Annotated in this window: 13 protein-coding genes; 1 reads left to right on the top strand and 12 read right to left on the bottom strand. The window is 69.5% G+C overall.

All coding sequences use genetic code 11. The annotated features are described in order from the left end of the window. Positions 1-50: 50 nt before the first annotated feature. The 5 genes from J7520_RS16650 to folD form a co-directional block, all read right to left on the bottom strand. Positions 51-1,331, bottom strand: a complete 1,281-nt coding sequence (locus J7520_RS16650; protein ID WP_291190654.1) for a TRAP transporter large permease — start codon at positions 1,329-1,331, stop codon at positions 51-53. Next, positions 1,328-1,834: a TRAP transporter small permease gene (locus J7520_RS16645; RefSeq protein WP_291190650.1), complete on the bottom strand. Its 507-nt coding sequence runs from the start codon at positions 1,832-1,834 to the stop codon at positions 1,328-1,330. Before J7520_RS16645 ends, J7520_RS16650 begins: the two co-directional genes overlap by 4 nt. After that, entirely contained in the window at positions 1,831-2,835 is a 1,005-nt protein-coding gene (gene dctP / locus J7520_RS16640) for a TRAP transporter substrate-binding protein DctP (RefSeq protein ID WP_291190647.1), read from the bottom strand. Before dctP ends, J7520_RS16645 begins: the two co-directional genes overlap by 4 nt. 136 nt (positions 2,836-2,971) lie before the next feature. Beyond that, positions 2,972-3,832, bottom strand: a complete 861-nt coding sequence (locus tag J7520_RS16635) for a TRAP transporter TatT component family protein (protein ID WP_291190645.1) — start codon at positions 3,830-3,832, stop codon at positions 2,972-2,974. 82 nt (positions 3,833-3,914) lie between these two features. Next, a complete protein-coding gene (gene folD, locus J7520_RS16630; protein WP_291190642.1) occupies positions 3,915-4,775 on the bottom strand; it encodes a bifunctional methylenetetrahydrofolate dehydrogenase/methenyltetrahydrofolate cyclohydrolase FolD in 861 nt (286 codons plus the stop codon). Between the two features lie 89 nt (positions 4,776-4,864). Between folD and J7520_RS16625 the strand changes: the two genes are divergently transcribed. After that, complete coding sequence (locus J7520_RS16625; protein WP_291190639.1) at positions 4,865-5,164, top strand: DUF1244 domain-containing protein; 300 nt, start codon at positions 4,865-4,867, stop codon at positions 5,162-5,164. Positions 5,165-5,193: 29 nt separating this feature from the next. Here J7520_RS16625 and moeB read toward each other — a convergent pair whose 3' ends face one another. The 7 genes from moeB to J7520_RS16590 all read right to left on the bottom strand — a co-directional run bounded on the left by moeB (position 5,194) and on the right by J7520_RS16590 (position 12,756). Next, complete coding sequence (gene moeB, locus J7520_RS16620) at positions 5,194-6,345, bottom strand: molybdopterin-synthase adenylyltransferase MoeB (protein ID WP_291190636.1); 1,152 nt, start codon at positions 6,343-6,345, stop codon at positions 5,194-5,196. 4 nt (positions 6,346-6,349) lie between these two features. Beyond that, on the bottom strand, positions 6,350-7,597 hold the full coding sequence (glp, locus tag J7520_RS16615; RefSeq protein ID WP_291190633.1) for a gephyrin-like molybdotransferase Glp: 1,248 nt from the start codon (positions 7,595-7,597) through the stop codon (positions 6,350-6,352). Next, on the bottom strand, positions 7,575-8,162 hold the full coding sequence (gene mobA, locus J7520_RS16610; protein ID WP_291190630.1) for a molybdenum cofactor guanylyltransferase MobA: 588 nt from the start codon (positions 8,160-8,162) through the stop codon (positions 7,575-7,577). The genes glp and mobA overlap by 23 nt, the downstream gene beginning before the upstream one ends. A gap of 4 nt (positions 8,163-8,166) precedes the next feature. Further along, positions 8,167-9,570 carry a ribosome biogenesis GTPase Der gene (gene der / locus J7520_RS16605; RefSeq protein WP_291190627.1) on the bottom strand — a complete coding sequence of 468 codons (1,404 nt, stop codon included), beginning with the start codon at positions 9,568-9,570 and terminating at the stop codon, positions 8,167-8,169. A 139-nt stretch (positions 9,571-9,709) separates the two neighbouring features. Further along, the gene (gene bamB / locus J7520_RS16600; protein WP_291190624.1) at positions 9,710-10,942 is read right to left on the bottom strand and encodes an outer membrane protein assembly factor BamB; all 1,233 of its coding nucleotides are present in this window, start codon (positions 10,940-10,942) and stop codon (positions 9,710-9,712) included. Then, positions 10,939-11,622: a tetratricopeptide repeat protein gene (locus tag J7520_RS16595; RefSeq protein WP_291190622.1), complete on the bottom strand. Its 684-nt coding sequence runs from the start codon at positions 11,620-11,622 to the stop codon at positions 10,939-10,941. Before J7520_RS16595 ends, bamB begins: the two co-directional genes overlap by 4 nt. A 144-nt stretch (positions 11,623-11,766) precedes the next feature. Beyond that, entirely contained in the window at positions 11,767-12,756 is a 990-nt protein-coding gene (locus J7520_RS16590; RefSeq protein WP_291190619.1) for a RodZ domain-containing protein, read from the bottom strand. Between the last annotated feature and the right edge of the window lie 19 nt (positions 12,757-12,775).

The following is a 12,775-nucleotide window of genomic DNA, read 5'->3' as shown; positions in this document are numbered from 1 at the left end:
ACCGCGACTGATCGGCGCCGCCCGTCTGCGGCGCCGCCGGCCGGAGGCCGTCAGCGCACCAGCGCGAGCGACAACTCGGGCCAGTAGGTGATCACCAGCACCGCGGCGAGCAGGATCAGGAAGAACGGCGCGCTCGCGCGGACCAGGGTCAGCACCGGCTTGTTGAAGCGCATGCTGGCGATGAACAGGTTCATGCCGACCGGCGGCAGGAAGATGCCGAGCTGCAGGTTGGCCAGGAACAGGATGCCGAGATGGATCGGATCGACGCCGTACTTCAGCGCGACCGGCAGCACCAGCGGCACCAGGATGATGATCGCCGGAAAGCCTTCCAGCAGCATGCCGAAGACGAGCAGGAACGCGTTCAGCACGAGCAGGAACATGCCCTTGCTGGTGATGCTGTCCTGGATCGCGGTGAACAGCTTCTCCGGTACCTCGGCATCGATCAGCCAGTTCGTCAGCGCCAGCGAGAAACCGAGGATGATCAGCAGCGCGCCGACCAGCAGCATCGCCTCGCGCGCGACCTTGGGCAGCTTGCGCAGCGGGATCTCGCGGCGGATCAGCACGGTCACGACGGCGACGTACAGCGCGGTCGCGGCAGCCGCCTCCGAGGCGGCGAGCTTGCCGGAATAGATGCCGGCGAGGATCACGAACGGCAGCGGCAGCTCCCACGCGGCGCCTTTCAGCGCCTCGATGAGCTCGCGTCCGCTGACCGTCTCGCGCGTCACGCCGACGCGGCGCGCATGCCAGATGCTGTAGATCGACAGCAGCACGACCATCAGCGCGCACGGCAGCACGCCGGCCTTGAACAGCGCGTCGATGGTGACCGGCGGCGTGGTGTGGAACTGCTGCGCGACGACGCCGTACAGGATCAGCGGCATCGACGGCACCAGGATCAGACCGAGGCTGCCGGAAGCGGTCAGCAGCCCCAGCGAGAAGCGCTCGCCGTACTTTTGTTGCAGCAGCGCCGGATAGAGCACGGCGCCGAGCGCGACGATGGTCACGCCGGTCGCGCCGGTGAACGCGGTGAACATCGCGCAGGCGAGCACCGCGACGATGGCGAGGCCGCCCGGCAGCCAGCCGAGCAGCGCGTTCGTCACGCGCACCAGCCGCTGCGGCGCCTGGCTCTCGGCCATCAGATAGCCGGCCAGCGTGAACAGCGGGATCGCGATCAGTGCCGGCATGTCGGCCAGGCGGTAGAACTCGACCGCGACCGCGATGCCCTCCTGCCCGGCGGCGTGGAAGCCGAGCAGCGCGACCGCCGCTATCAACGCGAACAGCGGCGCGCCGAGCGCGGCGAGGATCAGCAACGCGACGACGGCGAGCAGGATCATGGCAGCTCCGGCGCCAGCACCGGCATGTCCTCGTTGCGCGGCGGCAGGAACGCGCGCAGCGCGAAGCGCAGCGCGAGCAGCCCGAAGCCGAACGGAATGATCGCCTCGATCAGCCAGTTCGGAATGCCGGCGATGGTGTTGCCGCCGCCGAAATCGAGCTGGACCAGACCGTAGCCGTACCAGGCCATCGTCGCCGAGATGCCGGCCGCGAACAGCAAGGTGATCACGCGCATCGCGCGTCGCGTCTTGCCGTGCACGAAATGCGCGAGCACGTCCAGGCCGATGTGCTTGTCGTCGCGCGCGGCGGCGAGCGCGCCGAGCATCGCCGTCCACAGCACCATCGCGCGCAGCAGCGGATCGGCCCAGCCGAGCCCGGTCTCGAAGAAGTTGCGCAGCACGATCTGCGCGCCGGCGAGCAGCACCATCGCCAGCACGAGCACGGCGATCAGGCCGGTCTCGACGCGATCGAGCCAGACCAGGGCGCGGCCGGCCGGCCGGCTCACTTGCTCGATCCGCCGCGCGCTTCGGCCAGGGATGCGTCGAGCGCCTTCTGCACCTCCGGCGAGAACGCGCCGCCGGCGGCGAGCTGCTTGTTCGCCTCGGCGCCGACCGCTTCCCAGTTCTTGCGCTCGGCCTCGCTCGGCGCGGTGAAGGTGATGCCCTGCTGCTGCAGCGCCGTGCGCGCAGACGCGTTGTCGCTGCGCGCCAGCTTGTCGATGCGATCGAAGGCGCCGCCGATCTCGTCGCCGAGCACCTTCTGGTCGGCCGGGGTCAGGGCGTCGAAGGCCTTCTTGTCGACCGCCAGTTCACCGACCACGTAGATCACCGGCAGGTCGGCGACGTGCTTGATCTTGGTGTGCCACTGGAACGCGATCGCGCCGGCGGTGGTGTTGGCGGCGGTGTCGATCAGACCGGTCTGCAGGCTGGTGTAGACGTCCGACAGCGGCAGCGGAATCGGCGTGACGCCGGCGGCCTTGAACGTCGCCGCGGCGATCTCGTCGCCCTGCGGCACCCACACCTTCGCGCTCTTCAGGTCGTCGCGCGTCTTCAGTTCGCGCGTGCTCATCAGGTAGGCGAAGCCGCCGCCGCTGATGCCGAGCAGCTCGAAGCCGTTCTTGCGGAACGATTCCTTGATCAGCGGATCGACCTTGGCGCGCACCTTGTCGACCTCTTCCTGGTTGCGGAACAGGAACGGCACCGTGTAGACCTCGGCGTCCTTGGTGATCACGCTGGCCTCGCCGCCGGTGAAGGCACCGCCCTGCAGTTGGCCGATCTTGATCTTGCGCAGCACGGTGGCGTCGTCGCCCATCACGCCGCCGGGGTAGAACTTGAGCTCGACCCGACCTTCGGTCTTGGTCTTGATCGTCTCGGCGCTGGCGCGCATTTCCTTCATCCAACTGGTGCCGTCGGGCGCCAGCGTGGCGATCTTGATCGTCGCGGCATTCACTCCGAAAGCGGCCAGGGCGAGCGCGAGGCTCAGGGAAAGTTTGCTGAAGTGGTTCATCGTCGTCCTCGTTGAATCGTTCGTCGTTCGGCGCAGGCGGAAATCCGGCTCTGCTTGGCTGCCCGGGAAAGCGGAACCGGCTTTTTCGCCGGCATGACGCTCTCGGACCGCCCGAACCGTTCGTCGGAAAAAATCGTCAGAAGAAATCCTTGCCCGAAGCCAGCAGCTTCTTCGCGCGTTCCTTCGCCAGGCTGTTGATCAGCGTCAGCCCCGGCGCGTGCGGATCGGCGGCGATCGCCTCGTTCAACAGCCGGTCGTGCAGTTCCTGGTCGAACGTCAGCCGCGCGTAGTGCTGCGCGTACAGCACGCGAACCATCTGGTTCTTGCCGCCGGACATTGCAAGGGCCTTCTCGAAATCGGCCTTGCCCTCTTCCGGCTTGCCGCCGAGCGAGGCCGGGCGCAGCGTCGCCAGCACGCCGAGATACATGTACGGCTCGCCCTGCTGGTAGTTCGGGTCCAGCGCGACGACGCGCTCGAACAAAAGCTGCACCTTCGGGATGTCGGCGATCGAGGTCCAGTCCGCGCTGTTGTTCTGGATGCGTCCCGCCCAGGCCGACGCCAGCGAATAGAGCACGCCGACGTCGCTCTTGCCGCTCCTGGCGACCTCGGCCTGGAAGCCCTCGAAGGGTTGGTCGATCTGCTTGCACAACGCCGGCAGCTGGATGCAGGTCGCCCGGCGCGCGTAGTCGAAGCCGCGCGCGGACAGGCGTGTCGCGCGTTCCGGGTTGTCGACGAAACCGCCCGCGTAGGCGCCGTACAAGCGTGCGCCGGCGGTCAGCATGCCGACGTTCTGCGGGTCGCCCTGGATCAGTCCGTCGACCAGCAGCAGCCAGGCCGGGATGCCGTCGCGTGCGGTGTCGACGTCTTCCTGGTCGAGCATGCCGGCGGTGAGGTTGTCGGCGAGCTTCTGGCTGGCATTGTTGACGATCGTCGCGCAGCCGCCGAGTGCGAGCAGCGCGAGCGCGAGAGCGAAACGAGAGGCGGAGAGTCGTGGCATGGCTCGAGGAGTTTCCGTCGGCGCGCGGCGCGGATGCGGCCGGCCCGCAGCGTTGCACGGCGTGCGTGAACGGAGGTTGAGGTCAGGCATGGTCGAAGAAGGTTTCGGCGGCTTCCAGCGTGTTTTCCATCAGCGTCGCCACCGTCATCGGCCCCACTCCGCCCGGCACGGGCGTAATCCACGAGGCACGCTCGGCGGCCGGCTGGAATTCGACGTCGCCGACCAGGCGCCCGTCGTCGAGCCGGTTGATGCCGACGTCGATCACCACCGCGCCCGGCTTGATCCACGCGCCCTTGACCAGCCCGGGGCGCCCGGCGGCGACGACGACGATGTCGGCCTGGCGCACCTCGGCTTCGAGGTCGGCGGTGAAGCGGTGGCAACCCGTCGTCGTACAACCGGCCAACAGCAGCTCCAGAATCAACGGTCGGCCGACATGATTGGACACGCCGATGACAACTGCCTTGCATCCGCGCACGGGCCGGTCGGTGTGCGCGAGCAAGGTCATCACGCCCTTCGGCGTGCACGGCCTGAGTCCTCGCTGGCGCAGCGCCAGGCGGCCGACGTTCACGGCCTGGAAGCCGTCGACGTCCTTGTGCGGGTCGATGTGGTCGATCAGCGCCGTCGCGTTGATGCCGGGCGGCAGCGGCAGCTGCAGCAGGATGCCGTGGATTTGCGGATCGGCGTTGAGGCGGTCGATCAGCTCGACCAGCTCGGATTCGGGCGTGCTTGCCGGCAGGTCGAAGTCGAACGAGCGGAACCCGACCTGAGCGCAGGCGCGGCGCTTGTTGCGCACGTAGACCATCGAGGCCGGATCGGCGCCGACCAGCACGACGGCGAGTCCCGGTGCGGGCAGGCCCGCGGCGAGGCGCGCCTTGACGCGAGAGGCGACGCCGTCGAGCACGTCGTCGGCGATGCGGCGTCCATCCAGCAGTCGCGCGGCCATTGGGAATCCGGTGTAAAACGCGCATTATCCCATGCCCGCCGCGGCGCGCTCAAACCTGGCCCGCAGTTCCCGCATCGAGGTATGCCGCAATGACCGACACCGCTACCGAGCTGGAAGCCGCCGCGTTCCGGCGCCTGCTCGACCACCTGCGCACGCGCACCGACGTGCAGAACATCGACCTGATGATCACCGGCGGCTTCTGCCGCAACTGTCTCGCCGACTGGTACCGCGAAGCGGCCGCCGAGCGCGGCCTCGATCTCGACAAGGATGCCGCGCGCGAGCGCATCTACGGCGAACCGTTCGCGCAGTGGAAAGCGAAGCACCAGCCCGAGGCGACGCCGGAGCAGCTCGCCGCGTTTGATGCCGCGCAGAAGCGGCATGGGAGTTGAGCAAGAAGGATTTGCGAGAAACCGGCTTTCTAGAGTCCCGCGCAAATCTGCGCGACGTCCTCGTAACCGCCGAAGCGCGCGTTCGCGCCGCAGCCCGGACAATCCGGATCGCGCGGCAGGCGCAGCTCGCGGAAGCTGCCGGCGAGCGCGTCGTGGCAGAGCAGCCGTCCGACCAGCGGCTGGCCGATGCCGAGCAGCAGCTTCAGCGTTTCGCTGGCCTGCAGCAGGCCGATGATGCCCGGCAGCACGCCCAGCACGCCGGCCTCGCTGCAGTTCGGCGCTTCCGCGGCCGACGGCGGCTGCGGGAACAGGCAGCGGTAGCACGGCGAATCGGCCCGGCGTGGATCGAACACGCTGACCTGACCGCTAAAGCGGTGCACGGCGCCGTAGACCAGCGGAATCCGCAGGCGCTGGCTGGCCGCGCTGAGCAGATAGCGCGTCGGGAAATTGTCGGCGCCGTCGAGGACGACGTCGTGATCGCGCAGCAGGCGCTCGACGTTCGCCGCCTGCACGCGCTCCTCGATCGTGTCGACGCGCACGCCCGGATTCAACGCATTCAGCGTGATCCTGGCCGACTCGGTCTTGGCGACGCCGACGCGCGCGTCGGCATGTACCACCTGGCGTTGCAGGTTCGAACGCTCGACACGGTCGTCGTCGATCAAGGTGATGCGGCCGACGCCGGCCGCGGCCAGATACAACGAGGCCGGCGCGCCGAGTCCACCGGCACCGATCAATGCGACGCGCGCCCGCGCCAGCCTCCGCTGGCCGGCGACGCCGACTTCCGGCAGCACCAGATGCCGGGCGTACCGCTCGGCGGAATCCGCGTCGAGTGAGCCTTGCTCGATCGGCAACCCCTCGCCTTTCCAGCGCAGGAAGCCGCCGCGCACCGAGCGGCTGCGCGCGTAGCCGAGCGCGCGCAGCGTCTCGACCGCGAGCAGCGAACGCCGGCCGCTGGCGCAGATGGCGAGAATCTCGCGCTCGCGGTCGGGCGCGAATTCGCCGATGCGCGCCTCGATCGAACCGCGCGCGAGGCCGACCGCATCGGCGGGAAGGCCGGCCGCGCGCTCGTCGTCTTCGCGCACGTCGATCAGCAAGGCGCCGCCGCGCTGGCGCTCGAGCGCGTCGACGGGATCGATCTCGAGCGTGTCCTGCGGAGCAACGGAATTGGGCAACGCGTTCATGACCTCAGCATAGTCCCGGCAGCGGCCACGCTTCCACCACCGCGCCGGCGGCGAGTTCGCGCGTCTCCTCGGGCACGAAGATCAACGCATTCGCCTCGGCCACGCCGCGCAGCATGCCCGAGCCCTGCTTCGCGAGCGGCATCGCCCACAGCGCTCCGTCTTCGCGCGATTGCAGCGTCGCGCGCAGGAATTCGGCGCGGTCGTGCCTCTTCGTCAACGGCGCGGCGAGGCGCGCGCGCCAGACCGGCGCGGCATCGTCGGTCGCGCCCTGCAACGCCGCCAAGGCCGGCCGGACCAGGGCGAGAAAGGTCGCGATCGTGGAGACCGGATTGCCGGGCAGCGCGAACACCAGCGCGCCGCCGATCTCGCCGCAGAGCGCCGGCATGCCGGGCTTCATGCGCACCTTCCAGAAGTGGACCTTGCCGAGATCGGCGACCAGTCCCGGCAGGAAGTCGGCTTCGCCGGCGGACACGCCGCCGCTGCTGATCACCAGGTCGCAGCGCTCGCCGGCGTCGCGCAGGGCATCGCGCAGCGCGACCGGATCGTCGCGCAGATGCGCGATGGGCTGCGGCTCGATGCCGAGCTGGCGCAGCAGTGCGCCGAGGCTGTAGCGATTGCTGTCGTGGATCTGGCCGAAACCGAGCGGCTGCGACGGCGGCACCAACTCGTCGCCGGTCACGAACAATGCGACGCGTGGCTGGCGCGCGACCGTCGCGTGCACGCGGCCCAGCGAGGCGAGCACGCCGAGTCGCGCCGGCGTCAGTCGTCCGCCGGCGCGCAGCGCAACGTCGCCGGCGCGATAGTCCTCGCCGGCCGGCCGCACGTTGGCGAACGCGGCCTCGCCGGCCGCGACGACGACCGTGTCGCCGTCGACGTGCACGTTCTCCTTGACGACCACGCTGTCGGCTCCCGGCGGCAACGGCGCGCCGGTCGTGATGCGCACGCATTCGCCGGGCCCGCAGGCGGGCGCCGAGGCGGCGCCGGCCAGCACCTGACCGACGAGCCGGAAGCGATGTTCGCCGGCTCCGGGCAGGTCCTCGCCGCGCAGGGCGAAGCCGTCCATCGCGGAGTTCGCGAACGGCGGCTGGTCGTGCGGAGCAATCACGTCCTCTGCGAGGACGCGACCCAAGGCGGACTCCAGCGCGACCGATTCGCTCGGCAAGCGTCGCGCCGCGCACAGCTCGATCACGTATCGCCGGGCAGCGGCGACCGACAGTCGAGTCTCGAATTCAGCGGGCGTGCTCGGCGGCATAGGCGGCGAAATCTTCCGGCGTGTTCAAGTTGCGAAACTGCGCGCGGCGGTCGGCGAAATCAAGCTCGCGCGCGCCGATCGCGTTCTGCCATTGCCAGACGCCCTGCCCTTGCGCCGCCGCCGTCGCGGCGTCGGGCGCCAGCTCGCGTCGATAGATCGCGAACAACGGCTGCCGGCGCTCGCCGTCGTGCGCGACTGCCGCCTTCGTGGACTCGGCCCGTGTCGCATCGAGCAGGCGCACGGCGAGATCGCGCGGCGGCTGCGGACAATCGACCGGCAAGGTCATCAGCCAAGGCGTGTCGCACACGGCGAGCGCGGCAGCGACACCGGCCAGTGGTCCGCGAAAACCCGCCAGATCGTCGCGAATCGTCCTGGCGAATGCCGCGTAGGCGTCCGGATTGCGGTTCGCGACGATCAGGATCGGCACCGCCGCCATCGCCGCGGCGGCCTCGATCGTCCAGGCGACCAGTGGGCGACCGCACAGCGGTTCGAGTCCCTTGTCGCGCCCTTGCAGTCGCGTCGCCGCGCCGCCGGCCAGGATCGCGATCGTCAGCGCCGCGCGCATCGCGTCAGTGCTTGCCGCGTCTCGCGTTGCGGATCATGCGCGTGCGTCGGCGCTGCTGGCCTTCGGTGAGCTCGTTGCGCTTGCCCGCGTAGGGATTGTCGCTGTCGCGGAACTCGATGCGGATCGGCGTGCCTTCGAGCCGGTAGCGCTTGCGGAAGAAGTTTTCCAGGTAGCGCCGATAGCCGTCGGCGATGTGCTTGGTGCGCCCACCGTGGATCACGATCGTCGGCGGATTGGTGCCGGCCGGATGGGCGAACTTCAGCTTCGGCGTGTGGCCGCGCACCAGCGGCGGCTGGTAGGCCTGGTAGGCGGTCTCGACCGCGCGCGTCAGCTCCGACGAGGTGAACTTGTGGTTCGACGAGGCGTAGGCGCGGTTGATCGCCTTCATCAGCTCGCCGATGCCGCTGCCGTGCAAGGCGGAGATGAAGACCTGGCGCGCCCAGGCGGCGAAGTCGAGCTTGCGCGTGAGCGAAGCGACGCACTGCTCGCGCTGGTACTTGTCCATGCCGTCCCACTTGTTGACGGCGACGACCAGCGCGCGGCCCGATTCGAGCACGTGGCCGAGCAGCGAGGTGTCCTGGTCCGAGACGCCCTCGCGCGCGTCGAGCATCAGCACCGTCACGTGCGCGGCTTCCACCGATTGCAGCGACTTGATCACGCTGAATTTCTCCAGCGCGTCCTCGATGCGCGCGCGGCGGCGCACGCCGGCGGTGTCGATCAGCGTGTAGCGCTTGCCGTCGCGTTCGAGCGCGATGCGGATCGAGTCGCGCGTCGTGCCCGGCACGTCGGAGGCGATCACGCGCTCCTCGCCGAGCAGGCGGTTGACCAGGGTCGACTTGCCCGCGTTGGGGCGGCCGATGATCGCGACGCGGATGCCGTCGTCGGGCTCGGCCGCGAGCGGATCGGCGCTCGGCTCGGGCAGCGCCGCGACGACCGCGTCGAGCAGCGGGTCGACGCCGCGTCCGTGCGCGGCCGAGACGCCGAACACGGAAGCGAGACCGAGCGCGGCGAATTCGGCCAGCGCGCCGTGCTCGTCGAGGCCGTCGACCTTGTTGACGATCAGCAGCGTCGGCTTGCCGGAGCGGCGCAGGCGATCGAGGATCGAACGGTCGGTCGGCAGCAGACCGTCGCGCGCGTCGACCGTGAGCAGCACGACGTCGGCTTCCTCGATGGCGAGTTCGGCCTGGCGCGCGGTCTGCGCGTCGAGCCCGGCGGCATCGTCGATCAGGCCGCCGGTGTCGACGACCAGGAAGTGCCTCTCCTCCACCAGCCGGCACACGCCGTAGTGGCGGTCGCGCGTGACGCCGGGCAGATCGTGCACGAGCGCGTCGCGCGTGCGCGTGAGCACGTTGAACAACGTCGACTTGCCGACATTGGGACGCCCGACCAGGGCGACTACCGGAAGCATCGAGGGCTCCAGAGCGTGTCGGCGGGCATGGGAAAAGCGGTCCTCTCGCAGAGACGCAGAAATCGCAGAGGAAAAAGGATCGTCCTTCGTTTTTCTCCGCGATCTCTGCGTCTCTGCGAGGAAAAATTCTTGCCAGGGCCTACCGGGCGCGATACGCGCCGATGCGCCCCTTCACGTCTTCGAGGTAGACGGTGCCGTCGACCACCAGCGGTGCGCCTTCGATCGGCTTCTTGCCGAGGCGCTCGCGCGCGGCGAACTTGCCGTCTTCGAGATTCAGCCAGTGCACGTAGCCTTCGACGTCGCCGACCACCACGTACTTGCCTTCGATCGCGGGCGCGCTGAGCCAGCGGTACTTCAGTTGGTCCTGCTTCCAGAGATTGACGCCGGTCTCGCGGTCGAACGCCCAGACATTGCCGTCGGCACCGACCACTACCACGGTGGCGCCGCCGACCGCGGCACCGACGTAGCTGGACAGATCGCGCTGCCACAACGGCCGACCGCTGTCGGGCGCGAGTGCGGCGACCTGGCCGCGATAGCCGATCGCGTACACGTTGCCGCCGTCGCTGACGAGGTCGCCGTCGACGTCGGCGAGGCGCTCGACTTCGGTGCGGCCTTCCGCGTTCGACAGCGTCTGCGTCCACATCGGCGCGCCGTCCTGCAGGCGCACCGCGACGACCTTGCCGTTGTCGAAACCGTCGTAGACGATGCCGTTCACGATCAGCGGGGCCGAGCTGCCGCGCAGGCTCAACGCCGGCACCTGCTGCTCGAAGACCCACTTCGGACTGCCGTCGCTGGCGCTCACTGCGCTCAGGCGTCCGTCGTTCGTACGCACCACGACGGTGTCGTCGGCGATCGCCGGGGGCGCGATGATCTCGGAGGTCATCTGCACGTTCCAGCGCTCGCTGCCGTCCTGCGAGGACAGCGCGTAGAGCTGGCCGTCGAGGCCGCCGACGACGAGCAGGTCGCCGGAAACCGTCGGGCCGCCGCTCCAGCGCAGCGAGTTGTCGCCGCGGCTCCAGAAACGCCAGCCGCTGCCGGAGCGCTTGCCGAGCTGCTGCTGCCATACCGTGCGGCCGGTGGCGGCGTCGAACGCCTCGATGGTGCCGTTGATGCTGGCCGCGTACAGGCGGCCATTCGCCGAGCTGGGCGCCATGCGCGCACCGGAGTCGCCGGTGCCCTTGCCGACGCTCTCGTTCCAGACGCGGTCGACCTGCACGGTCGGCGCGAATTCGGTCAGCGGCGTCGGCGGCTCGACGTTGTCCTTCTTGCCGAGCCCTTTGATCCAGTTGCAGCCGCTGAGCGTCGCGCCGAGCGCGACGACGAGAACGGCGGCGACGGGAACGTTCTTGATGAGAGACGGAGCGCGCGTCATGAGCCGAGCTTCTCCTTCGCCGGCGCGCTGGCCGGTGCGGCCGCCGAAGCGCCGAGGTCGTCGAGCTTCATCTGCACGTAGTTGCGGTTCGGCGCCTGCGCGTCGAGATTCGTCAGCGCGTCCTGATACGCCTTGCGCGCGTCGTCGGTGCGGCCGAGCTTGACCAGGACGTCGCCGCGGATCTCGTTGCCGAGTCCTTCGTACTCGCCCTTGGCGGTGATGCCGTCGAGCAGCGCGAGGGCGCCATTGGCGTCGTCCTGCGCCAGCTTGACCTGGGCCAGGCGCAGCGACGCCAGGGCCTTCAGGCTGTCGGCGCCCGCGTTGGCGCGGGCCCATTCCAGCGCAGCGGCGGCGCCGGCGAGATCGTTCTTCTTGCTCGCGCCGTCGGCCTGGTGCATCGCGGCGAACACGGCGTAGGCGCTGTTCGGGAAATCCTTGCGCAAGGTCTCGGCGATCTTGCCGACGTCGTCGTCGCGCTTCGCCTCGACGGCGTCGCTCAGCGCCTGGAACTGCGCGGCGGCCTCGAGCGTGTGGCGCGCCTGACGCGCCTTCCATTGCTGCCAACCGAAAAGCAGCACAATGCCGAGCAGTACGCCGACCACGATCGAGACTGCGTTCTCGCGCAGCCATTTGCGGGCCAGTTCGCCTTGCTCGTGTTCGTCGAGATCGTCAAAAGCCATGCTCATCACCTGGGAATGCGGAAACGCGCGCGCCGGACGCCGCGATGCGCGGCCGCCGGACGGGACAGCGAAGGGTATCAGGAAACCGCGCCAGCGCGGCCGCCGGTGGCGGCCGCAGGTGCGGAAGAGTTCAGATTGGCGAGGTCACTGCTCGACGCGGCTACCGCCGCCATCGAACACTTTCAGATGCGCGACGTTGCCGCGCTGGAACGGTGCCAGGTCGACCGGCTTGCCGTCGGAGCGCACTTCGGCGCCCTGCGCGTTGCCGAGGCGGACCGAGATCGGACCGTCGCTGCGATAGCTGCGCTCGCTGCCGGCGGTCAGCGTGGCGTATTCCAGGCGCTGTCCGTTCGCACCGAGAATTTCCACCCAGCTCGTCTGGCTCAGTTTCAGCTGCAGCGTGTGCTCGCCGCTGCCGACCGCGGCCGCCGCCTCGGCCGGTTTCGGCGCCTCGGCGGCCGGCGTGCTCGACGCGGTGGTGAACGGGGTCATCGACGCGATCACCGGCGCCTGCTCGACTGGCGCCGGCGGCGGCGTCTGCGCGGCCACGGCTTCGGTCGTCGTCGCGGCGGCTCCCGCGGTTCCGGCGTCCGTCGGATCCACGTTCGCCGTTTCCGACTGCGTCGCCGGATCCGGCAACGCGGTGGACACGGTCGCCGGCGGGTCCAGCGGCGTGGTGCGGGCAAGGTTCTGCTCGAGGCCGCCGTGCGTGGCGAGCCAGACCGCCGGTACGACGATGATCGCGGTCAGGATCAAGTACGTGGCGCTGACCGAGTAGCGATCGAACAGGTAGCGCGAGCGCGAGACCGTGCCGGTCGCGACCAGCGGCGCCGGGCGCGCATGCGCGGCGGCGACGTCGGTGGCGTGCTCGATCGGCACGCCGACCAGCTTGGCGTAGCTGCCGAGATAGCCGCGCAGGAACACGCCTTCGGTCAGGCCCTGGTAGTCGTCTCCTTCGAGCTTGCCGATCAGGCTCAACGGCAGCTTCAGGCGCGCGGCGACGTCCGCGCGGCTCAAGCCGCGCGCCTCGCGCGCGTCGCGAAGCCGCTGGCCGAGCGAAACATTCATCTGATCCACGCCTTCGTGTGCGGCGACGGCACCCTCGTCGCGCATTTCGGAACTCAGTTCATTCATTTCGTTGGCCTCTGCGGCT

The organism is Dokdonella sp., from assembly GCF_017744955.1.
In the GTDB taxonomy this organism is placed as follows: domain Bacteria; phylum Pseudomonadota; class Gammaproteobacteria; order Xanthomonadales; family Rhodanobacteraceae; genus Dokdonella_A.
The sequence above is the reverse complement of the archived record's forward strand: the minus strand, read 5'-3'. Positions and strand labels throughout refer to the sequence as shown.

Coding starts and splice junctions, on each gene's coding strand:
- J7520_RS16650 (WP_291190654.1), bottom strand. CDS start 1,331: ATGATCCTGCTCGCCGTCGTCGCGTTGCTGATCCTCGCCGCGCTCGGC.
- dctP (WP_291190647.1), bottom strand. CDS start 2,835: ATGAACCACTTCAGCAAACTTTCCCTGAGCCTCGCGCTCGCCCTGGCC.
- J7520_RS16635 (WP_291190645.1), bottom strand. CDS start 3,832: ATGCCACGACTCTCCGCCTCTCGTTTCGCTCTCGCGCTCGCGCTGCTC.
- folD (WP_291190642.1), bottom strand. CDS start 4,775: ATGGCCGCGCGACTGCTGGATGGACGCCGCATCGCCGACGACGTGCTC.
- J7520_RS16625 (WP_291190639.1), top strand. CDS start 4,865: ATGACCGACACCGCTACCGAGCTGGAAGCCGCCGCGTTCCGGCGCCTG.
- moeB (WP_291190636.1), bottom strand. CDS start 6,345: ATGAACGCGTTGCCCAATTCCGTTGCTCCGCAGGACACGCTCGAGATC.
- glp (WP_291190633.1), bottom strand. CDS start 7,597: ATGCCGCCGAGCACGCCCGCTGAATTCGAGACTCGACTGTCGGTCGCC.
- mobA (WP_291190630.1), bottom strand. CDS start 8,162: ATGCGCGCGGCGCTGACGATCGCGATCCTGGCCGGCGGCGCGGCGACG.
- der (WP_291190627.1), bottom strand. CDS start 9,570: ATGCTTCCGGTAGTCGCCCTGGTCGGGCGTCCCAATGTCGGCAAGTCG.
- bamB (WP_291190624.1), bottom strand. CDS start 10,942: ATGACGCGCGCTCCGTCTCTCATCAAGAACGTTCCCGTCGCCGCCGTT.
- J7520_RS16595 (WP_291190622.1), bottom strand. CDS start 11,622: ATGGCTTTTGACGATCTCGACGAACACGAGCAAGGCGAACTGGCCCGC.
- J7520_RS16590 (WP_291190619.1), bottom strand. CDS start 12,756: ATGAATGAACTGAGTTCCGAAATGCGCGACGAGGGTGCCGTCGCCGCA.